Genomic DNA, 20,112 nt, shown 5'->3' on the forward strand with positions numbered 1-20,112 from the left:
GAATGCGGGACTGGAGGAGAGTATGAGGTCCGTGTGAGGCCAAGAAGCAGTGCCGTGCGGGGAGTTGGCCGATCCGCCGTCGCGCGTTCACCTCACCCGCGCGGGGCGCACGGAAAAGCCCGCCCCACGAGGGACGGGCTTCTCCCGCTGTTCGGCCGGACGGGTCAGGGCGCTCGCAGGTCGACCAGCTCGGCCAGCGCCTCCCGGTGGGCGCCCGCCGTGCCGTAGGCGATCGAGTCGGCCTTGGCGCGCTTCAGGTAGAGGTGCACCGGGTGCTCCCAGGTCATGCCGATGCCGCCGTGCAGCTGCAGCGCCTCCTCGGCGGCCCGGACCGCGACGGGGGCCGCGTAGGCCTGGGCGACGGCGGCCGCCACGTCGGCGTCCTCCCCGGTGGACAGCGCGTCCGCGGCGCCCCGGGCGGCGGCCCGGAGGCTGACGACCTCCAGCCACAGCTGGGCCAGCCGGTGCTTGAGCGCCTGGAACCCGCCGACGGGGCGGTTGAACTGCTTGCGGTCCTTCAGGTAACGGACGGTCTCCGTCAGCGACCAGTCGGCGAGTCCGAGCTGCTCCGAGGCGAGCAGTCCGGCCCCGGCCCGCAGGGCGCGGCGCACGGCGGGTCCGGCGTCGCCCAGCCGGCGGCCCCGGGCGCCGTCGAGGGTGACCTCGGCGACCGGCCTGGTGAGGTCCAGGGACGTCTGCGGGGTGAGGGTGACCGCGTCGGCCTCCACCGCGTACAGCCCGCCGTCGTCCGCCGGCACGAGCAGCACATCGGCGACCGCGGCGTCCGCGATGCCGGACAGCCGGCCGTGCAGCGCACCGCCCTCCAGGCGCGCGGTGGCGAAGGCGGCGCCGGGCGCGGTGTGCAGCCCGACGGCGAGGGCGCCGATCCTGCGCCCGGACGCCAGCCCGGCGAGCGGCTCGTCGCCGTCCGCGCAGGCGAGCAGGGCTTCGGTCGCCACGACCGCGCTGGTCAGGTACGGCACGGGAGCGACGGCGCGCCCCAGCTCCTCGAGGACCACGGCGGCTTCGCGGTGGGTGGCGCCCTGGCCGCCCCGTTCCTCCGGCACCAGCAGACCCGCGAGGCCCATGCCGTCGGCGAGCGCCTTCCACAGGGACGGGTCGTGCGGGGAGGCCGACTCGACGCGGGCGAGCACCCCCGCCGCGTCGCAGTGGTCGGTGAGCAGGTCCCGGACGGCGGCGCGCAGCGCCTCCTCCTCCTCCGAGTACAGCAGGTCGGGCTGGGTGCTCATCGGGCCAGGTCCTTCCACGCGACGTCCTTGTCGGTGCGCGGCTCGGCCGGCAGGCCCAGGACGCGCTCGGCGACGATGTTCAGCAGGACCTCGCTGGTCCCGCCCTCGATGCTGTTGCCCTTGGAACGGAGGTAGCGGTAACCGGCGTCGCGGCCGGTGAAGTCGACCAGCTCCGGACGGCGCATGGTCCAGTCGTCGTACAACAGGCCCTCTTCGCCGCGGAGTTCCACCTCCAGTCCGCTGATCTCCTGGTTGAGGCGGGCGAAGGCGAGCTTCATGCCGGCGCCCTCGGGGCCGGGCTGGCCGGCGACGAGCTGCTGGCGCAGGCGTTCGCCGGTGAGGCGGGCGACCTCGGCCTCGACCCACAGCTTCAGCAGCCGCTGGTGCAGGTCGTGGGTGCGCAGTTCGGGGCGTTCGCGCCAGGTCTTCGAGACCGGGCCGATCATGCCGCCCTCACGGGGCAGCCGCATGCCGCCGATGGCGACGCGCTCGTTGTTCAGCGTGGTCTGCGCGACCCGCCAGCCGTCGCCGACCTCGCCGAGGCGGCGGGAGTCGGGGATGCGGACGTCGGTGAGGAACACCTCGTTGAACTCGGCCTCACCGGTGATCTGGCGCAGCGGCCGCACCTCGACACCGGGGTCGGTCATGTCGCAGAGGAAGTAGGTGATGCCCCGGTGCTTGGGGACGTCCGGATCGGTGCGGGCGATGAGGATGGCCCAGCGGGCGAGGTGGGCGCTGGACGTCCACACCTTCTGCCCGTTGACCACCCAGTCGCCCCCGTCCCCGCCCTCCCGGACGGCGCGCGTGCCGAGCGCGGCCAGGTCGGACCCGGCGCCCGGCTCGCTGAACAGCTGGCACCAGACCTCCTCACCGGTCCACAGCGGCTTGAGGAAGCGCCGCTTCTGCTCCTCCGTGCCGTACTGCAGGATCGTCGGCGCGGCCATGCCCAGGCCGATGCCGATGCGCCGCGGGTCGTTGTCGGGAGCCCCGGCGGCTTCCAGCTCGGCGTCCACGACGGCCTGGAGGGAGCGCGGGACGCCGAGCCCGCCGAGCCCCTCGGGGAAGTGCACCCAGGCGAGTCCGGCGTCGAAGCGGGCGCGCAGGAAGTCCAGGCGCCCGGTGCCGGCGGGCGGGTGCGCGGCCAGCAACTCCCTCGTGCGGCGGCGCAGTTCGGCGGCGTCGGTCATGCGGCGGCTCCGTTCGCGAGGGCGGGCAGCACGGCGACGCGTCCGGTGGTGACACCGTCGGCGACCCGCTGGACGGCGGTCGCGGCACCGTCGAGCGGGACGCGCTCGCTCACCAGCGGCCGGATCGCCCCCCGGGCGGCCAGCTCGGTGAGCCGCTCGTGGCAGTGCTGGACCAGCTTCGGGTTCTTGGTGTTGTACAGGCCCCAGTGCAGGCCGAGGATCGAGTAGTTCTTCACCAGGGCGTGGTTCAGCGCCGGAGTGGGGATCGAACCGCTGGCGAAGCCGACCACGACGATCCGGCCCTCGAAGGCGACGGCCTTGGCGGACTGGGCGTAGGCCTGGCCCCCGACGGGGTCGTAGATCACGTCGGCGCCCCGGCCCGCGGTGGCCTCCTTGACGGCGGCGACGACGTCCTGCTCGCGCCGGTCGATCACCAGGTCGCAGCCCAGTTCGCGGGCGGCGGCCGCCTTCCCGGCGCCGCCGACGACCCCGATGACCGTGGCGCCGGCCGCCTTGCCGAGCTGCACGGCCGCGCTGCCGACCCCTCCGGCGGCGGCGTGGACGAGCAGGGTCTCGCCGGCCTCGAGACCGGCCCGGCGGTGCAGGCCGAACCAGCCGGTCTGGTAGCCGATGTGCAGGGCGGCGGCCTCGGCGTCGTCCAGTGCGTCCGGGGCGGGCAGCAGCGCGGCGGCGTCGGCGACGGCGTACTCGGCGAAACCGCCGTGCGGCAGCGCGGGATTGGCGATCACGCGGCGCCCGTCCTCGGTCTCGCCGCAGATCTCCACGCCCGGGGTGAACGGCAGCGGCGGCCTGACCTGGTACTGCCCCCGGCACATCAGCGCGTCCGGGAAGTTGATGTTGGCGGCGCGCACCTTCAGCAGGACCTGCCCCTCACCGGGCGTCGGTCGCGCCACGTCCGCGAGGCGCATCACCTCGCCCGGCTCGCCGAGCTCGTGCACTTGCCATGCCTGCATGGGGGGCCTCCACGGGGCTTGTGGACGTCGGGTTCACCCGGACCGGGTCCACCGCATACTAAGCGGTCGCTTGCCCTCAGGGAACAGTCTCGTGCGTCACGCCTGCCTGGGCCGCGCCCGTACGTGCATCCGCTCCCCCTGCGGACCGAACAGACTGAGGAACTCCACCGGCCCCTCCCCCGTCGACCCGAACCAGTGCGGCACGCGCGTGTCGAACTCGGCCGCCTCGCCCGCCGTCAGCACGACGTCGTGCTCGCCCAGCACCAGCCGGAGCCTCCCGGACAGCACGTACAGCCACTCGTAGCCCTCGTGGGTACGGGGTTCGGGCTCGAGCCTGCGCCGCGGTTCGAGCACTTTGTAGGCCTGGAGCCCGCCGGGCTGCCGGGTGAGCGGCCAGTGGGTGCGTCCGCCCCACACGATCGGCTTGGAGCGGACGCGCGGGTCACCGACCGGCGGGGCGCCGACCAGTTCGTCCAGCGGCACCTGGTGGGCCTGCGCGATCGGCAGCAGCAGCTCCAGACTGGGTTTGCGCAGTCCGGACTCCAGCCGCGACAGGGTGCTGACGGAGATGCCGGTCGCCTCGGACAGCGCGGCGAGGGTCACCTCCCGCTCCTTCCTGATCCGCCGCAGCCGGGGGCCCACCTCCGCGAGGACGTCGTCCGTGCTCGTGTTGGAATCGGTCATGCCGCTATTGCAGGATCGGCAAAGCCGTTTGTCAATCCCGCGGTCCCCGGGCGATCGTCGTCGTGGAGGTGGTCGTCATGAACGAGACGAACGAGACGTACGGCGACGAGACGGACGAGACGTACGACGGTACGCACGGCGACGAGGTCCACGACGTGGTCGTCGTCGGCGGCGGGGCGGCGGGACTGTCCGCCGCCCTGGTGCTGGGCCGGGCCCGGCGCCGGACGCTGGTCGTGGACGCGGGCGAGCCGCGCAACGCGCCCTCGGCCCACATGCAGGGCTATCTGTCCCGGGACGGGATGGCACCGGCCGAGTTCCTGGCGGCCGGGCGGGAGGAGATCGCGCGCTACGGCGTCGGGCTCGTCCGCGACCGGGTCACGGACGTGACCCGGGACGAGGACTTCACCGTCGTCCTCGGCTCGGGGCGGACCGTGCGGGCCCGCCGGCTGGTCGTCGCCACCGGGCTGAAGGACGAGCTGCCCGCGGTGCCCGGGGTCGCCGAGCGGTTCGGACGGGACGTGCTGCACTGCCCGTTCTGCCACGGCTGGGAGGTGCGCGACGAGCCGTTCGGCGTGCTCGCGTCCGGTGCGGCGAGCGTGCACCAGGCGCTGATGGTGTCGCAGTGGTCCAAGGACGTCACCTTCTTCCTGCACCGGGTCGCCGAGGAGGAACTGTCCGACCAGGACCTGCGGCGGCTGGCCGCCGCCGGGGTCGACGTGGTGCCCGGTGAGGTCGCGGAGCTGCTGGTCGAGGACGACCGCCTCACCGGGGTCCGCCTCGCCGACGGCTCCGCGCACGCCCGCTCCGTGCTCTACGTCGGGCCGCGCCCCGTGCCGCGGACCGGCCTGCTCCAGCGGCTCGGCGCCGAGATGGACGAGACCCCGTTCGGCACGTACCCGGTCGTCGACCCGACCGGCCTGACCACGGTGCCCGGCGTCTGGGCGGCGGGCAACGCGATCGGCTTCGCCGAACAGGTCGTCCACGCGGCGAGCGGCGGCTACCGCGCGGCGGCCGCGATCGTCGGGGACCTGCTCATGGCCGACCTGGACGCCGCGGTGACCGGGTGACTCCCGAACGGCCGGGTGTGAAGGGCGCGGCCGCGTAGCACTCTGACTGCATGCTGCTGTCCCGTCTCGCCCGTGTGTCCCAGGAAGTCGCCGCCACCTCCGCGCGGTCCCGGAAGATCGCCCTGCTCGCCGAGCTGTTCCGGGACGCCGAGGCGGACGACGTGCCGATCGTCATCCCGTATCTGGCGGGGCGGCTGCCGCAGGGCCGGCTCGGCGTCGGCTGGAAGGCGCTGAGCCGCCCGGTCGCCCCCGCCGCCGAGCCGGCCCTGACCGTCCGCGAGGTCGACGCCCTGCTCAGCCGGCTGGGCGAGGTGTCCGGCCCCGGGTCGCAGGCCGAGCGGGCCCGGCTGGTCGGGGAGTTGATGGGGGCGGCCACCGGCGACGAGCAGCGGTTCCTGTCCGGTCTGCTCACCGGGGAGGTCCGGCAGGGCGCCCTGGACGCGGTCGCCGTGGAGGGGCTGGCGCAGGCGACGGGGGCGCCGTCGGCGGACGTGCGGCGCGCGGTGATGCTCGCGGGTTCCCTGCAGACGGTGGCCGGGGCGCTGCTGGCGGACGGCCCCGCCGCGCTGGAGCGGTTCCGTCTCACCGTCGGCCGCCCGGTGCTGCCGATGCTGGCCCACAGCGCCTCCTCGGTCGCCGAGGCGGTCGAGAAGCTCGGTGCCTGCGCGGTCGAGGAGAAGCTGGACGGCATCCGGGTCCAGGTCCACCGTGACGGGGACACCGTCCGCGTGCACACCCGGACCCTCGACGACATCACCGACCGGCTGCCGGAAGTGACCGCGGCGGCACGGGAGTTGCGGGGCGAGCGCTTCATCCTCGACGGGGAGGTCATCTCCTTCGGCGAGGACGGGCGCCCCCGCTCGTTCCAGGAGACGGCCGGGCGGGTCGGCTCCCGGGTGGACGTGGCGACGGCCGCCCGCGAGGTCCCCGTCTCGCCCGTCTTCTTCGACGCGCTGTCCGTCGACGGCCGCGACCTGCTGGACCTGCCGTTCGCCGAGCGGCACGCGGAGCTGGCCCGGCTGGTCCCGGAACCCATGCGGGTGCGGCGCACCGCGGTGCCGGGTCCCGGGGACCTGGGCGCGGCGGAGGAGTTCCTCGCCGAGACCCTGGCGCGCGGCCACGAGGGAGTCGTGGTCAAGGGCCTGGACGCCCCCTACAGCGCGGGCCGGCGCGGCGCGTCCTGGCTCAAGGTCAAGCCCGTCCACACGCTCGACCTGGTGGTGCTGGCCGCCGAGTGGGGCCACGGCCGGCGCACCGGGAAGCTCTCCAACCTGCACCTGGGCGCCCGCACCGCCGACGGTGGTTTCGCCATGCTCGGCAAGACGTTCAAGGGGATGACCGACGCGATGCTGGCCTGGCAGACCGAGCGGCTGCGGGAGCTGGCCGTCGACGAGAGCGGGTACGTCGTCACCGTGCGCCCCGAGCTGGTCGTGGAGATCGCCTACGACGGCCTCCAGCGCTCCCCCCGTTATCCGGCCGGCGTCACCCTCCGCTTCGCCCGCGTGGTCCGCTACCGCGAGGACAAGCGCCCCGAGGAGGCCGACACGGTCGAGGCACTGCTCGCCGCGCATCCGGGGGTACGGCCGTGAGGGGCGCCCGGAGCGCCGGCCTGCTGCTGTTCCGGCGCACCGACCGGGGCCCGGAGGTGCTGCTCGGTCACATGGGCGGCCCGTTCTTCGCGCGGCGGGACGCCGGGGCGTGGACCGTGCCCAAGGGCGAGTACGACCCCGCCGAACCGGCCCGGGAGGCGGCGCGCCGGGAGTTCCGGGAGGAGCTGGGGCTGGAGCCGCCGGACGGGGAGGCGGTCCCGCTCGGGGAGGTCCGGCAGTCGGGCGGCAAGGTCGTCACGGTCTGGGCGGTCGAGGCCGACCTGGACCCGGCGGCGGTCGTCCCCGGCACGTTCACGATGGAGTGGCCGCCGGGGTCGGGGCGGACCGGGGAGTTCCCGGAGCTCGACCGGGTGGAGTGGTTCACCCTGGAGCGGGCCCGGGAGGTGATCGTCACCGCGCAGGCGGCGTTTCTCGACCGCCTGGCGGAGCACTCGTCCTGAGGAGCCCTCCCGCGTTGCGCCGCCCACCGCCGCGCGGGAAGGTCGAAGGCACAGCCCGTCCCAGGGAGGTCAGCGATGCACATCGCAACGGTGAATCCGGCGAACGGCGAGACGGTCAAGACGTACCACCCCATGGACGAGGACGAGATCGAGCGCCGACTCCAGCTCGCGGAGGCCACGTTCCGCACGTACCGGACGACGGCCTTCGACGAGCGCGCCCGCCTGCTGCACCGGGCCGCCGACCTCCTCCAGGAGGACCGGGACGACATCGCCCGGGTGATCACCACGGAGATGGGCAAGCCGGTCAAGCAGGCCCGCGCGGAGGCCGCCAAGTGCGCCAAGGCGATGCACTGGTACGCCGATCACGCGGCGCGGCTCCTCGCCGACGAGGAACCGGACGCCTCCGACGTGAAGGACTCCGGCGCCTCCCGGGTCCTGGTGCGCTACCGGCCGCTCGGCCCGGTGCTCGCCGTGATGCCGTGGAACTTCCCGCTGTGGCAGGTGGTCCGGTTCGCCGCGCCCGCGCTGATGGCGGGCAACGTGGGCCTGCTCAAGCACGCCTCGAACGTGCCGCAGACCGCCCTGTACCTGGAGGACCTGTTCCACCGGGCGGGCTTCACCGAGGGCTGCTTCCAGACCCTGCTCATCGGCTCCGCCGCGGTAGACGACGTCCTGCGGGACGAGCGGGTGAGGGCGGCCACCCTCACCGGCAGCGAGCCGGCGGGACGCGCGGTCGCCTCGACCGCCGGGGAGATGATCAAGAAGACGGTGCTGGAGCTGGGCGGCAGCGACCCGTTCGTGGTCATGCCGTCCGCCGACCTGGACCGGGCCGCCGAGGTCGCCGTGACCGCGCGGGTCCAGAACACCGGGCAGTCCTGCATCGCCGCCAAGCGGTTCATCGTGCACACGGACGTCCACGACGCCTTCGCCGAGCGCTTCGTCGCCGGCATGAGGGCGCTGAGGGTCGGCGACCCGATGGACGAGGAGACGGACGTCGGCCCGCTCTCCAGCGAGCAGGGCCGCAAGGACCTGGAGGAACTGGTCGACGACGCCGTCCGCGCGGGCGCCACCGTGCTGTGCGGCGGCGAGCGCCCCGACGGACCCGGGTGGTTCTACCCGCCGACCGTGCTCACCGGGATCAGCCGGGAGATGCGCATCCACCGGGAGGAGGCCTTCGGCCCGGTCGCCACGCTGTACCGGGCGGCCGACCTGGACGAGGCCGTGCTGATCGCCAACGACACGGACTTCGGCCTGAGTTCCAACGTCTGGACGCGCGACGAGGCCGAGGCCGACCGGTTCGTCCGGGACCTGGAGGCGGGCAGCGTGTACGTGAACGGCATGACGGCGTCCCATCCGGCGTTCCCGTTCGGCGGGGTCAAGCGGTCCGGGTACGGGCGTGAGCTGTCCGGGCACGGAATCCGCGAGTTCTGCAACATCACCACGGTTTGGCACGGTGCGTGAGGCTTCCACGGCTACGATCCCGACTGTGAACCGCGAAGTGACTCTGCCTCTGATCGTCGACGACCGCGGTACCTTGCAGGTGGCCGCGGCCGACGTGAGCAAACTGCTCCGCACGGTGGGCGGACGGTGGCTGCATCTCGTGGAGGCCGGGGAGGACGGGCTCGACGAGGACACGGTGGCCGCGCTCACCATCGAGCTGGCCAAGCTGGCCGACCGGATCGACGTGGCGTGCATCGCGCACAGCAGCGGCGGCGCGCCGTAGGGGCGGTCAGGCCGGCGGTGCGAGCGTCGCCCAGAACATCGCCTCGTAGCTCTGCAGCAGGCGGCCGTAGCGGCGTGCGCGGTGCTCGTCCAGGCTGCCGGCGTCCAGGGCGGCCCGGACCGCCGCCCGGGCCGTGCGGTCGAGGTCCGGGGCCGGCCCTGCGAAGAAGTCGAAGAAGGCGCAGGCCTCGTCGGTGAGGCCGTAATGGGTGCGCAGGGCCTTCGCGATCGTGGCGCAGTAGCCGCCCCAGGCGGAGAAGTTGGCGGTCACGGCGAGGACGGCGTCGGCCGGTGCGGCGTTGAGGGCCAGCCAGGCGACGTAGGCGGGGTAGGCCTGGCACCCCGGCAGGGGGTCGTACCCGTCCGCCCGGGCCGCGTCGACACCGCAGGCGGCCGCGAACGGCCCGAGGTGCCCCTCGGCGAGCGCCTCGCCCTCCGCGAGGGCCGTGAAGAACGCGGCGGAGTCCGGTTCGGCCGTGGCCGTGGCCCTGTCCGCCAGGTGGAGGAACGCGCGGCGGTCCGCGGGGATCACCCACCGCTGTTCCAGGGCGAGCGCGGCCAGGACGTCCCGGTCCGCCTCGCCGCGGGCGATCAGCGGCACGAGGGGGTTGGCGCGCGGGTCCGGGGCCAGGTCGCGGGCGGTCGTCTCCATCAGGTCCCGGGCCGTGCGGGTCATCGCGTCCTCCGTGGCGTCGGTCACACCCGAACGTTCCCCCGGAGCGGGGCGCGGATAACCCGGCGGTGCCGCCCGCACCGCCGGGTGGTCCCGTGTGCCGTCGCCGCCTCAGCGGATGGGCATGCCCGACAGGGTGCGGGCGATCACCAGGCGCTGGATCTCGCTCGTGCCCTCGAAGATGGTGTAGATCGCGGCGTCGCGGTGCATCCGCTCCACCGGGTACTCGCGGGTGTAGCCGTTGCCGCCCAGGATCTGGATCGCCTGGGCCGTGACCTTCTTGGCGGTCTCGCTGGCGAACAGCTTGGACATCGAGCCCTCGGCGGCCGTGAAGGGCTTGCCGTTGATCGCCATCCAGGAGGCGCGCCACACCAGGAGGCGGGCGGCGTCGATCTGGGTGCGCATGTCGGCGAGCTGGAAGGCGACGCCCTGGTTGTCGATGATCGGGCGGCCGAACTGCTCACGCGTCTGGGCGTACTCCAGGGCGACCTCGTACGCGGCGCGGGCGGTGCCGACCGCCATGGCGCCGACCGCCGGGCGGGACGCCTCGAAGGTGGCCATGGCGGCGTTCTTGACGCGCTCCCCGCCCTTCTTCGCCTTCTCGCGGGCGCGGGCGAGGCGCTCGTCCAGCTTCTCCTTGCCGCCGAGCAGGCAGGAGCCGGGGACGCGCACGTCGTCCAGGATGACCTCGGCGGTGTGCGAGGCGCGGATGCCGTGCTTCTTGAACTTCTGGCCCTGGGAGAGGCCCGGGGTGTTCGGCGGGACGATGAAGGAGGCGTGGCCCTTGGAGCCGAGCTCCGGGTCGACGACCGCGACCACGACGTGGACGTTGGCGATGCCGCCGTTGGTCGCCCAGGTCTTGGTGCCGTTGATCACCCACTCGTCCTTGGCCTCGTCGTACACCGCGCGGGTGCGCATGGCGGACACGTCGGAGCCGGCGTCGGGCTCGGAGGAGCAGAACGCGGCGACCTTGACGTCGTTGGCGTCGCCGTACATCTGCGGGATCCAGGTGCCGATCTGCTCCTCGGTGCCGTTGGCGAGGACGCCCACGGCGGCGAGGCCGGTGCCGACGATCGACAGGGCGATGCCCGCGTCGCCCCAGAACAGCTCCTCCATCGCCATGGGGATGCCGAGACCGCTTGCGTCGAAGTACTGCTGGGCGTAGAAGTCCAGGGAGTAGATCCCGACCTTGGCGGCCTCCTGGATGACCGGCCAGGGAGTCTCCTCACGCTCGTCCCATTCGGCGGCCGCGGGGCGGATCACATCGGCGGCGAAGCCGTGCAGCCAGTCCCGGACCTCCTTCTGTTCGTCGTTGAGCTCCATGGTGAACTCGGCCATGTCCCCTCCAGCGGGCGCTGCACGTGCATGTTACTTGCGGTAACCCGAGTCTGTTACCCGCTGGTAGGAAAAGTCAACTCCCCGGGACCGGTCGGCATCCCGTTCGATGCCCGGGGCGCCGTCAGTGTTAGTTTGCGCAGGCGTCACCGAAACAGCACGGGTGGGGAGAGTTCATGGACGCCACACAGCGGACCGATCAGCAACGGTCCGCCGACCGACGCCGGCGCGAGCTGCTGGAGGCCGCCGACCGAGTGGTGCTGCGCGACGGCCCGCAGGCCTCGATGAACGCGATCGCCGCCGAGGCCGGCATCACCAAGCCGATCCTCTACCGGCACTTCGGCGACAAGGGGGGACTCTACGCCGCCCTGGCCAAACGGCACACCGACGCGTTGCTGGATTCGCTGCGGGCGGCGCTGGACGCCCCGGCGGAGCGGCGCGAGCGGGTCGAGGCCACGCTGGACACCTACCTGGCCGCGATCGAGGCGCGCCCCCAGGTGTACCGGTTCCTGATGCACCCGGCGGAGGGGTCGCAGGGCGATCAGGGCTTCGACGTCGGCAAGCACTCGGCGCCGCTGCTGCGGCGGATGGGCGAGGAGCTGGCGCAGGTCATCGAGGAGCGGCTGGACCTCGGTCCGGGCAGCGAGCGGCTGGCCCGGGTGTGGGGGCACGGCATCGTCGGCATGATGCACGCGGCCGGCGACTGGTGGCTCGGCGAACGGCCCTGTTCCCGCGCCGACCTGGTGCGCAGCCTGGCCGACCTGCTGTGGGGGCGGCTGGCCGCGGCGGGCGACAGGGTGGGCGGCCCGGGATTCTGACCCGTCCCGCCGCCCTCAGCCCTCCCGGTCCTCCCGGCTCCAGGAGGCCCGCCCCACCCGGCGCAGGAGCCTGCGGCGCCGCCACCCCGTCAGCCGGTCGGCGTAGAGGCGGCCCTCCAGATGGTCGCACTCGTGCTGCAGGCACCGGGCGAAGAAACCCGTGCCGTGGACGGTGACCGGTTCACCGGTCACCGTGAAACCCTCGACGACCGCGTGGTCGTGGCGCTCCGTCCCCGCCTCCAGCCCCGGCAGGGACAGGCAGCCCTCGGGACCGCGCACCACCACGCCGTCCGTCCGGACCAGCCTCGGGTTCACCACGTGGCCGAGGTGGCGGACGTCCTCGTCGTCCGGGCAGTCGTACACGAACACCCGCAGCGGCTCGCCGACCTGGTTGGCGGCCAGGCCCACCCCCTGGGCCGCGTACATCGTCGCGAACAAGTCCTCCACCAGCCGGGCCAGTTCCGGGCCGAAGTCGGTGACCTCCCGGCAGGGTGCGCGCAGCACCGGATCGCCGAGCAGGGTGAGGGGCCGCACACGTCCGTGGACGCCGGGGATGGAGCCGTGTCGCATGGCGGTCAGAGTACGGTCCTCCCAGCAACGCCCGTCTCACGAGGGTGCCGCGGTTCTGGAGTGCGAACGGATCTCGATAGGCTGACGTTCACACCACGTGGCCGTCAGGCACAGGCGCGGCGCGTACGCAAGGAGGATCGAGAACTGATGGCAGGCAACTCGGACCCGCTCACGCCGCGGGCCAAGCTGGCCGTGACCGCGGGCAAGGCGGTCGCAGCGGCATCCCGCGCCGCAGGGCGCGGCAGCGGTTCGGTGATCGGCGGCCGGGTGGCGCTCAAGCTCGACCCCGATCTCCTCGCCCGGCTCGCGCAGAACCTGGACTGCGTCCTGGTCTCGGCGACCAACGGCAAGACCACCACCACCCGGCTCATCGCCGAGGCGCTCAGGGCCGCGGGGCCGGTCGTCTCCAACGCGCTCGGCGCGAACATGCCCGCCGGCATCACCTCGGCGCTCGCCGGCGGCTCGGACGCGAAGTTCGGCGTCATCGAGGTCGACGAGAAGTACCTCGCGGGCGTCGCCCGGGACACCGACCCGAAGTGCATCGCCCTGCTGAACCTCTCCCGCGACCAGCTCGACCGCGCCGCCGAGACCCGCATGCTCGCGGAGAACTGGCGCGAGGGCCTGGCCGGCTCCAAGGCCGTCGTCGTCGCCAACGCCGACGACCCGCTGGTGGTGTGGGCCGCGTCCTCCTCCCCCAACGTGATCTGGGTCGCCGCCGGGCAGATGTGGAAGGACGACGCCTGGTCCTGCCCGTCCTGCGGCGGTGTGATGCAGCGCCCGGGCGACGACTGGTTCTGCGGCGAGTGCGGCTTCCGCCGGCCGACCCCCAGCTGGGCGCTCTCCGGCGACCACGTCCTCGACCCGCACGGCTCCGCCTGGCCGATCCACCTCCAGCTGCCGGGCCGCGCCAACAAGGCCAACGCCGCGAGCTCCGCGGCCGTCGCCGCCGTCTTCGGAGTGCCCCCGCAGGTCGCCCTGGAGCGGATGTACCAGGTGCAGGCCGTGGCGGGCCGCTACGACGTCGTGCAGTTCCAGGGCCGTGACCTGCGGCTGCTGCTCGCCAAGAACCCCGCGGGCTGGCTGGAGACGTTCTCGCTGATCGACCCGCCGCCGACCCCGGTGATCCTGTCGGTGAACGCCCGCTCCGCCGACGGCACCGACACCTCCTGGCTGTGGGACGTCGACTACACGCGGCTGAGCGGCCACCCGATCTGCGTCATCGGTGACCGGAAGCTGGACCTCGCGGTGCGCCTGGAGGTCGCCGACCAGCAGTTCCAGGTCTGCGAGAACCTCGACCAGGCGATCCAGATGTGCCCGCCGGGCCGCATCGAGGTCATCGCCAACTACACCGCGTTCCAGGACCTGCGCCGCCGCGTCGGCAACTGACCACGACACCTCAGGGGACTTGAAGTGAGCGACAACCAGCTGCGGGTCGTCTGGATCTACCCGGACCTGCTCAGCACCTACGGCGACCAGGGCAACGTCCTCGTCGTCGAGCGACGCGCCCGGCAGCGCGGCCTGGACGTGGCGCGGCTCGACGTGCGCAGCGACCAGCCGATCCCGACCTCCGGCGACATCTACCTGATCGGCGGCGGCGAGGACCGTCCGCAGCGGCTGGCCGCCGAGCGGCTGCGCCGGGACGGCGGCCTGTACCGGGCGGTGGAGAACGGCGCGATCGTGTTCTCGGTGTGCGCCGGCTACCAGATCCTCGGCCACGAGTTCATCAACGACCTCGGCCAGCGCGAGCCCGGCCTCGGCCTGCTCGACGTGGTCTCGGTGCGCGGCGAGGGCGCCCGGTGCGTGGGCGACGTGCTGGCGGACATCAACCCGCAGCTGGGGCTGCCCCCGCTGACCGGGTTCGAGAACCACCAGGGCGTCACCCACCTGGGCCCCACGGCCCGCCCGCTGGCCCAGGTGCGCTTCGGCAACGGCAACGGCACCGGGGACGGCACCGAGGGCGCGTTCAACGACACCGTCTTCGGCACGTACATGCACGGCCCGGTGCTCGCCCGCAACCCGCTGATCGCGGACCTGCTGCTGAAGCTGGCGCTCGACGTCAACGCGCTGCCGCCGACCGACGACCGCTGGTACGAAGCGCTCCGCAACGAGCGGATCGCGGCGGCGCAGCAGCCCGCCTGAGGCACGCCCGGACCTGTGGGCACCCCGCCGTCGGACGGACGCGACCGGCCCGTCTGACGGCTGCTCCGCACAGGTGAGCGGGGTCGTCCAGCAGGCGGACGTGAGGTGCGGTCCCGCCCCCCGATGCCGCTAGGGTGGCGGAGATCGAGCCGGACAGCGCGGTCCGGTCCCGGCCCACATCGAGAAGGTTGTTTCGGGCTATGCGCATTGGTGTCCTCACGTCCGGCGGCGACTGCCCCGGCCTGAACGCCGTCATCCGGTCCGTCGTGCACCGCGCCGTCGTCGACCACGGCGACGAGGTCATCGGCTTCCGGGACGGGTGGAAGGGCCTCCTGGAGTGCGACTACCTCAAGCTCGACCTCGACGCCGTGAGCGGCATCCTCGCCCTCGGCGGCACCATCCTCGGCTCCTCCCGGGTCCGCCCCGAGCACCTGCGGGGCGGTGTGGAGCGGGCCAAGGGGCACGTGCGGGAGCTCGGGCTCGACGCGATCATCCCGATCGGCGGTGAGGGCACGCTGAAGGCGGCCCGGCTGCTGTCGGACAACGGCCTGCCGATAGTCGGGGTGCCGAAGACCATCGACAACGACATCGCCGTCACGGACGTCACCTTCGGCTTCGACACCGCCGTCGGCGTGGCGACCGAGGCGCTGGACCGGCTGAAGACCACCGCCGAGTCCCACCAGCGCGTGCTCATCGTGGAGGTCATGGGCCGTCACACCGGCTGGATCGCGCTGCACTCCGGCATGGCGGCCGGCGCGCACGCCGTCGTGGTGCCCGAGCGGCCCTTCGACATCGACGAGCTGACCGCGAAGGTCGGCGCACGGTTCTCGGCCGGCAAGCGGTTCGCGATCGTGGTGGCCGCCGAGGGCGCCAAGCCGAAGGCCGGGACGATGGACTTCGACGAGGGCGGCAAGGACGTCTACGGCCACGAGCGGTTCGCCGGGATCGCGCGGCAGCTCTCCCTCGAGCTGGAGGCGCGGCTCGGCAAGGAGGCCCGTCCGGTCATCCTCGGGCACGTCCAGCGCGGCGGCACGCCGACGGCGTACGACAGGGTGCTGGCCACGCGGTTCGGCTGGCACGCCGTGGAGGCCGTGCACCGGGGCGAGTTCGGGAGGATGACCGCGCTGCGCGGGACCGACATCGTCATGGTGTCGCTGGCCGAGGCCGTCGAGACGCTGAAGACGGTGCCCGAGGAGCGCTACGCCGAAGCGGAATGTGTCCTGTGACACCTTGAGTGGGCGGAGCCCGCCCCCGGTCGCGGTCGCGACCGGGGGCGGTTCTACTCTGGTGCGGACAGACAGCGCACAACCCCACGAAACAGGAGCCGGCGGATGGATCACAGCGGGCACGGCATGACCATGGATCTGCCGCCGTTCACGCTGGGGCGAGGGCTCGCCTGGTCGGCGGACCCGTTCTTTCTCCTCGCCTGCCTGATCGGGCTGGCCCTGTACGGCTGGGGCGTGGTGCGCCTCACCCGGCGCGGGGACAAGTGGCCGGCGGGACGGACGGTGGCGTTCGCCGCCGGTGTGCTGAGCATCGGGCTGGTGATGTGCACCGGGCTGAACGACTACGGCATGGTCATGTTCAGCGTGCACATGGTGCAGCACATGGTGATCAGCATGGTGTCGCCGATCCTGATCCTGCTCGGCGCCCCGATCACCCTGGCGCTGCGCGCGCTGCCGACGGCCGGGCGGGGCCGCAAGGGCCCGCGCGAGCTGCTGCTGATGCTGCTGCACAGCCGCTACATGCGGATCGTCACCCACCCGGTGTTCACCATCCCGATGTTCATCGCGAGCCTGTACGCGCTGTACTTCACCCCGCTGTTCGACTTCCTGATGGGTTCGCAGGTCGGGCACGCCGCGATGATGGTGCACTTCCTCGCCGTCGGCCTGTTCTTCTTCTGGCCGATCATGGGCGTGGACCCGGGCCCGCACCGGCCGGGACACCTCATGCGGATGCTGGAGCTGTTCGCGGGCATGCCGTTCCACGCCTTCTTCGGCATCGCGCTGATGATGGCGTCCACCCCGATGGTCACGACCTTCGAGAACCCGCCCGCCTCGCTCGGGATCGACGCGCTGTCCGACCAGAACGCGGCCGGCGGCATCGCCTGGGCGTTCAGCGAGATCCCGTCCGTCCTGGTGCTGATCGCGCTGCTGTTCCAGTGGTACGCCTCGGACCAGCGGCAGGCCAGGCGCAAGGACCGCGCCGCCGACCGTGACGGGGACAAGGAACTCGAGGCGTACAACGCCTACCTGGCCTCACTGCACGCACGCGGGAACTGAATTCACCGGTCCCCCGGTCCCCTTGAACGGGAAATTTCCTTCAGTAGCATGATGCTTCTGGGGGAAACCGCCGGGGGGAGCGGTGATGACACTGCGCGCGTTCATGCACGGGGCGGGGAAAACGGCGATTCGGAAGATCGCCGTCCTGCCGTTGTTCTTTCTGGTCGTCAGCGGGTGCGATTCGGCCACACCTTTGTTCGACGTCAGGGCGGTCGCCGCGGGGGCCGCCTCCCGGGCGCCTTTCTTCGACGAGGGCAGCGGACTCGGACGGGACGCCGACGTGCGGTCCCGGCCCGCCCGCGGCGGCCTGCAGCAGGGCAGCACGCCCGGCCTGTACGGAGGCACCGGGCAGCGGACCCTCTGCGACGTCGGGCGGCTGGAGCGGTACCTCACCGATCCGCGCAACGACCGCAAGGCGCGGGCGTGGACGAAGGCGCTGGGGCTCCGCACGGGCGGGATACCGGAATACCTCGACCGGCTCACCCCCGTTCTCCTGCGTCACGACACCCTCGTGAAGAACCACGACTACAAAAAGGGAAAGGCTGTTCCCTTCCACTCGCTGCTCCAGGCCGGAATCGCGATTCTGGTCGACGAGCGGGGACTGCCCGCGGTGAAGTGCTCGTGCGGAAATCCGCTGCGCCCCTTCGAGGGGGACAGGAACAGGATTTCCGTCACGTTCGAGGACGGAAACGAGAAGTGGGAGGGTTACGACCGTTCCGAGGTCGTGGTGGTGCGGCCCGCGCCCCGGGCACTGGAGCGGATCTCCCTCGTCGACGTCGAGGACCCCGACCGGGGCCTGGAGCGGCCCGTCGGGACGGCCGGCGAGGACGACTCGGTCTTCGGCACACGGGAGCGGCGGGCGGTGCCGCCGCTCGCCGGGACCACGTTCGGCGAGGCGAGCCGGCGGCTGGCCGAGCGGGGACTGGCGGTCGCGTACGCCGGAGAGGGGCCCCCGCCGGACGGGGCGCGGGTCACGGCCTCCGACCCGGCCGCCGGCGTCGAGCTGGGGTTCGGGGCGCACGTCGCGCTGAGCGTGACGGAGGGCGGCGCGGGGGAGAGCGGATCCGGCGGGCGGACCACCTCCCCGGGGGCGGAGTCGTCGCGGGCGGCCGAAGAGCCGCGGGCGCCGTCCTCACCGCCGTCGGCCCCGTCGTCATCGGCGGTGTCCTCCCCGTCCCCTTCCGGACCGACGGGATCCGAGCGGCCGGGGTCCGGGGCTCCGGGCGAGACGCCCGGGGCCACGGCCCCTTCGTCCGGCGCACCTGCGACCGGCTCCGGACCGCCTCCGCCGGGCACCGGGACGGGAGCCGGCTCCCCGCCGGCCACCGCGACCGGGGCGCCTTCGGGAACCACCGCCTCCTCTCCCCCGGCCGGCGATCCGGTCACGAGCGCCGCGCCGCCCCCGGCGACCGGTACGCACGCGAGCGGCGCACCCGCCACGGGCGCCCCGGGCACCGGAGCGCCCGCCCTCACCGGCCCCCCTGCGGGGACCGCCACCGGAACCGCCGACGCGGCCACCCCCGCGTAGCGCCCCCGCGAACCCGGGAGTTCATCGGATGCCTTCAGGATCACCGACGTCCGGAGTCGGCCGGGTCATCGCCGGCCGCTACCTGCTGCTGCGCCGGCTGGGCGGGGGCGGCATGGGGCACGTCTGGCTCGCCCACGACCAGGGACTCGCGTGCGAGGTCGCCCTCAAGGAGATCGTGTTCCGCGATCCGGCCGAACCCGGCCAGGAACGCGAGGCCCGGGTGGCGCGGGCCCGCGCGGAGGCCCGGCACGCGGCGGGCCTGCGCGGACACCCGCACGTAGTGACCGTGCACGACGTCCTGGAGCACGAAGGGCTGCCGTGGATCGTCATGGAGTACGTCGCGGGCGCCGTGGACCTGCGTGAGCTGGTGGCCCGGGACGGTCCGCAGCCCCCGGCCGAGTGCGCCCGGATCGGGCTGGCCGTGCTGGACGCGCTGACCGCCGGGCACGAGCGGGGCGTGATGCACCGGGACGTGAAACCGGCGAACATCCTGCTCGCGCCGGACCGCACCGGCGCGCCGTACGGACGGGTCCTGCTCACCGACTACGGCATCTCCGTCCAGCCGGACACCGGTGAGACGCGGTACACCATGGCGTCCGCGCTGGTCGGCACGGCGGGCTACCTGGCGCCGGAGCGGGTCACCGGGGGCCCGCCCACCCCCGCGGCCGACCTGTTCTCGCTCGGCTGCACGCTCTACCACGGCGTGGAGGGCCACGGTCCCTTCGCGCGGGAGTCCCCGCTGGCGTCGGTCACCGCGGTGGTCATGGAGGAACCGCGCCCGCCGGTGCGGGCGGGCGCGCTGGAGCCGGTGCTGCGGGCACTGCTCGAGAAGGACCCGGACCGGCGGGCGACGGCACGGGCGGTGGAGGCGGAGCTGGCGCGCATCGTCACGCCCCAGTCGGAGGCGTACGCGCGGACGCAGACGGACCTCGGATCGCCGTCGCCCTGGGAGGCCCCGGCCCGGCCCACGGGCGGAGGGGAGGGCCGCGGCGCCGCCGGCGCCCGCCGGCGGCGCCGCCCGCACGCGCTGCGCGCCGCCCTCGCCGGCGGGCTCGGCCTGGTGCTGGCCCTGGGCGGCGCCTGGTACGCGCTGGCCGACCGGACCGGGGGCGGCGGCCGGGCGGCGCTGCCGTACGGCGGGACCGTCGGGCTGGTGAAGCCCCTGGCGGAGGGCGACTGCGTGCTGGCCGACTGGCCCGGCGGCACCCGGTTCACCGGCGTCCCGCGGCTCACCCTGGACCCGACCTGCGGGGACAAGGCGCCCGACGGGCAGGTCATGGCGTTCGCCGGGGCCGCCTCGCAGGAGGAGGCGCGGGAGCAGGGGCCGGCCCGGTGCGAGGAGCTGACGCGGGAGGTCCGCGGCAGGCTGGCCGACGTCCGCAGCCTGGCCGTCGTACCGACCGCGCGGGGGTTCGAGGCGGCCGGGCGGCGCACCGCCTGTCTGGTGCTGGGGGCGCACGGGCCGGTGTACGGGCCGATCGGGGACCGGCGCCGGTTCGGGACGGCGTTCGCCGACACCGCGACGATGCAGCGGCGGGACTGCCTGGACGTGCGCTCCGGCCGGGAGGTCCGGCTGGTGCCGTGCGGCGGCCGGTACGACGAGCAGGTGCTCGGGTTCGCGCGCCTCGGCGGGGACGTCACGCTCGCCGAGGCGCGCACCGCGTCGGACGCCGCGTGCGCGCGCGAGGTGCCGCCGCGCGACTACGGCTTCGACCCGTCCGTCCACGAAGCCGGGTCCTGGACCAGCGAGGGGGCCTGGAAATCCGGCACTCATGTCGTCGTGTGCACCGTACGGAGGCAGAACGGGGGCACCATGGAGGGAACCGAATGAGG

19 protein-coding genes are annotated in these 20,112 nt (G+C 73.5%); 12 read left to right on the forward strand and 7 right to left on the reverse strand.

The annotated features are described in order from the left end of the window. Window positions 1–164 precede the first annotated feature (164 nt). The 4 genes from GL259_RS07090 to GL259_RS07105 form a co-directional block, all read right to left on the reverse strand. Complete coding sequence (locus GL259_RS07090) at window positions 165–1,250, reverse strand: acyl-CoA dehydrogenase family protein (protein ID WP_159530264.1); 1,086 nt, start codon at window positions 1,248–1,250, stop codon at window positions 165–167. Then, entirely contained in the window at window positions 1,247–2,437 is a 1,191-nt protein-coding gene (locus GL259_RS07095; protein WP_159530266.1) for an acyl-CoA dehydrogenase family protein, read from the reverse strand. The genes GL259_RS07090 and GL259_RS07095 overlap by 4 nt, the downstream gene beginning before the upstream one ends. Continuing rightward, a complete protein-coding gene (locus GL259_RS07100; RefSeq protein ID WP_159530269.1) occupies window positions 2,434–3,411 on the reverse strand; it encodes an NADPH:quinone oxidoreductase family protein in 978 nt (325 codons plus the stop codon). Before GL259_RS07100 ends, GL259_RS07095 begins: the two co-directional genes overlap by 4 nt. A gap of 96 nt (window positions 3,412–3,507) precedes the next feature. Further along, window positions 3,508–4,095 carry an XRE family transcriptional regulator gene (locus GL259_RS07105; RefSeq protein ID WP_159530271.1) on the reverse strand — a complete coding sequence of 196 codons (588 nt, stop codon included), beginning with the start codon at window positions 4,093–4,095 and terminating at the stop codon, window positions 3,508–3,510. 77 nt (window positions 4,096–4,172) lie between these two features. Here GL259_RS07105 and GL259_RS07110 point away from each other — a divergent pair, with 77 nt between their 5' ends. From GL259_RS07110 to GL259_RS07130, 5 genes are all read left to right on the forward strand, one after another. Beyond that, the gene (locus GL259_RS07110; protein ID WP_243762269.1) at window positions 4,173–5,162 is read left to right on the forward strand and encodes an NAD(P)/FAD-dependent oxidoreductase; all 990 of its coding nucleotides are present in this window, start codon (window positions 4,173–4,175) and stop codon (window positions 5,160–5,162) included. 50 nt (window positions 5,163–5,212) lie between these two features. Continuing rightward, window positions 5,213–6,751: an ATP-dependent DNA ligase gene (locus GL259_RS07115; protein ID WP_159530273.1), complete on the forward strand. Its 1,539-nt coding sequence runs from the start codon at window positions 5,213–5,215 to the stop codon at window positions 6,749–6,751. Then, window positions 6,748–7,212, forward strand: coding sequence for an NUDIX domain-containing protein (locus tag GL259_RS07120; RefSeq protein WP_159530275.1), 465 nt, complete (start codon window positions 6,748–6,750; stop codon window positions 7,210–7,212). Before GL259_RS07115 ends, GL259_RS07120 begins: the two co-directional genes overlap by 4 nt. A gap of 75 nt (window positions 7,213–7,287) precedes the next feature. Beyond that, window positions 7,288–8,673, forward strand: a complete 1,386-nt coding sequence (locus GL259_RS07125; protein ID WP_159530277.1) for an NADP-dependent succinic semialdehyde dehydrogenase — start codon at window positions 7,288–7,290, stop codon at window positions 8,671–8,673. A gap of 25 nt (window positions 8,674–8,698) precedes the next feature. Further along, the gene (locus tag GL259_RS07130; protein WP_048580541.1) at window positions 8,699–8,935 is read left to right on the forward strand and encodes a DUF6213 family protein; all 237 of its coding nucleotides are present in this window, start codon (window positions 8,699–8,701) and stop codon (window positions 8,933–8,935) included. A 6-nt stretch (window positions 8,936–8,941) separates the two neighbouring features. On the opposite strand, the gene GL259_RS07135 is transcribed toward GL259_RS07130, so the two are convergent. Further along, window positions 8,942–9,610: a transcriptional regulator gene (locus GL259_RS07135; RefSeq protein ID WP_159538446.1), complete on the reverse strand. Its 669-nt coding sequence runs from the start codon at window positions 9,608–9,610 to the stop codon at window positions 8,942–8,944. Window positions 9,611–9,718: 108 nt separating this feature from the next. Next, on the reverse strand, window positions 9,719–10,945 hold the full coding sequence (locus GL259_RS07140) for an acyl-CoA dehydrogenase family protein (RefSeq protein ID WP_159530279.1): 1,227 nt from the start codon (window positions 10,943–10,945) through the stop codon (window positions 9,719–9,721). Between the two features lie 173 nt (window positions 10,946–11,118). On the opposite strand from GL259_RS07140, the gene GL259_RS07145 reads away from it, so the two are divergent. Next, entirely contained in the window at window positions 11,119–11,760 is a 642-nt protein-coding gene (locus GL259_RS07145; protein WP_159530281.1) for a TetR family transcriptional regulator, read from the forward strand. Window positions 11,761–11,775: 15 nt separating this feature from the next. On the opposite strand, the gene def is transcribed toward GL259_RS07145, so the two are convergent. After that, window positions 11,776–12,330, reverse strand: coding sequence for a peptide deformylase (gene def, locus GL259_RS07150; protein ID WP_159530282.1), 555 nt, complete (start codon window positions 12,328–12,330; stop codon window positions 11,776–11,778). 147 nt (window positions 12,331–12,477) lie between these two features. On the opposite strand from def, the gene GL259_RS07155 reads away from it, so the two are divergent. The 6 genes from GL259_RS07155 (at window position 12,478) to GL259_RS07180 (ending at window position 20,110) form a co-directional block, all read left to right on the forward strand. Further along, window positions 12,478–13,716, forward strand: a complete 1,239-nt coding sequence (locus tag GL259_RS07155) for a MurT ligase domain-containing protein (RefSeq protein WP_159530283.1) — start codon at window positions 12,478–12,480, stop codon at window positions 13,714–13,716. Between the two features lie 24 nt (window positions 13,717–13,740). After that, a complete protein-coding gene (locus tag GL259_RS07160) occupies window positions 13,741–14,469 on the forward strand; it encodes a glutamine amidotransferase (protein ID WP_159530284.1) in 729 nt (242 codons plus the stop codon). 200 nt (window positions 14,470–14,669) lie between these two features. Next, window positions 14,670–15,695 (forward strand): 6-phosphofructokinase, encoded by a 1,026-nt coding sequence (locus GL259_RS07165; RefSeq protein WP_159530285.1) that lies wholly within the window; start codon window positions 14,670–14,672, stop codon window positions 15,693–15,695. A gap of 105 nt (window positions 15,696–15,800) precedes the next feature. Continuing rightward, complete coding sequence (locus GL259_RS07170; protein WP_159530286.1) at window positions 15,801–16,751, forward strand: cytochrome c oxidase assembly protein; 951 nt, start codon at window positions 15,801–15,803, stop codon at window positions 16,749–16,751. Between the two features lie 193 nt (window positions 16,752–16,944). Next, on the forward strand, window positions 16,945–18,279 hold the full coding sequence (locus GL259_RS07175) for a DUF6777 domain-containing protein (protein WP_347814617.1): 1,335 nt from the start codon (window positions 16,945–16,947) through the stop codon (window positions 18,277–18,279). Window positions 18,280–18,307: 28 nt separating this feature from the next. Beyond that, complete coding sequence (locus tag GL259_RS07180) at window positions 18,308–20,110, forward strand: serine/threonine-protein kinase (RefSeq protein WP_159530288.1); 1,803 nt, start codon at window positions 18,308–18,310, stop codon at window positions 20,108–20,110. Window positions 20,111–20,112 lie beyond the last annotated feature (2 nt).

This window comes from Streptomyces sp. Tu 3180, from assembly GCF_009852415.1.
Taxonomy (GTDB): Bacteria; Actinomycetota; Actinomycetes; order Streptomycetales; family Streptomycetaceae; genus Streptomyces.

Coding starts and splice junctions, on each gene's coding strand:
- GL259_RS07165 (WP_159530285.1), top strand. CDS start 14,670: ATGCGCATTGGTGTCCTCACGTCCGGCGGCGACTGCCCCGGCCTGAAC.
- GL259_RS07100 (WP_159530269.1), bottom strand. CDS start 3,411: ATGCAGGCATGGCAAGTGCACGAGCTCGGCGAGCCGGGCGAGGTGATG.
- GL259_RS07095 (WP_159530266.1), bottom strand. CDS start 2,437: ATGACCGACGCCGCCGAACTGCGCCGCCGCACGAGGGAGTTGCTGGCC.
- GL259_RS07125 (WP_159530277.1), top strand. CDS start 7,288: ATGCACATCGCAACGGTGAATCCGGCGAACGGCGAGACGGTCAAGACG.
- GL259_RS07155 (WP_159530283.1), top strand. CDS start 12,478: ATGGCAGGCAACTCGGACCCGCTCACGCCGCGGGCCAAGCTGGCCGTG.
- GL259_RS07140 (WP_159530279.1), bottom strand. CDS start 10,945: ATGGCCGAGTTCACCATGGAGCTCAACGACGAACAGAAGGAGGTCCGG.
- GL259_RS07110 (WP_243762269.1), top strand. CDS start 4,173: ATGAACGAGACGAACGAGACGTACGGCGACGAGACGGACGAGACGTAC.
- GL259_RS07105 (WP_159530271.1), bottom strand. CDS start 4,095: ATGACCGATTCCAACACGAGCACGGACGACGTCCTCGCGGAGGTGGGC.
- GL259_RS07170 (WP_159530286.1), top strand. CDS start 15,801: ATGGATCACAGCGGGCACGGCATGACCATGGATCTGCCGCCGTTCACG.
- GL259_RS07135 (WP_159538446.1), bottom strand. CDS start 9,610: ATGACCCGCACGGCCCGGGACCTGATGGAGACGACCGCCCGCGACCTG.
- GL259_RS07145 (WP_159530281.1), top strand. CDS start 11,119: ATGGACGCCACACAGCGGACCGATCAGCAACGGTCCGCCGACCGACGC.
- GL259_RS07090 (WP_159530264.1), bottom strand. CDS start 1,250: ATGAGCACCCAGCCCGACCTGCTGTACTCGGAGGAGGAGGAGGCGCTG.
- def (WP_159530282.1), bottom strand. CDS start 12,330: ATGCGACACGGCTCCATCCCCGGCGTCCACGGACGTGTGCGGCCCCTC.
- GL259_RS07115 (WP_159530273.1), top strand. CDS start 5,213: ATGCTGCTGTCCCGTCTCGCCCGTGTGTCCCAGGAAGTCGCCGCCACC.
- GL259_RS07180 (WP_159530288.1), top strand. CDS start 18,308: ATGCCTTCAGGATCACCGACGTCCGGAGTCGGCCGGGTCATCGCCGGC.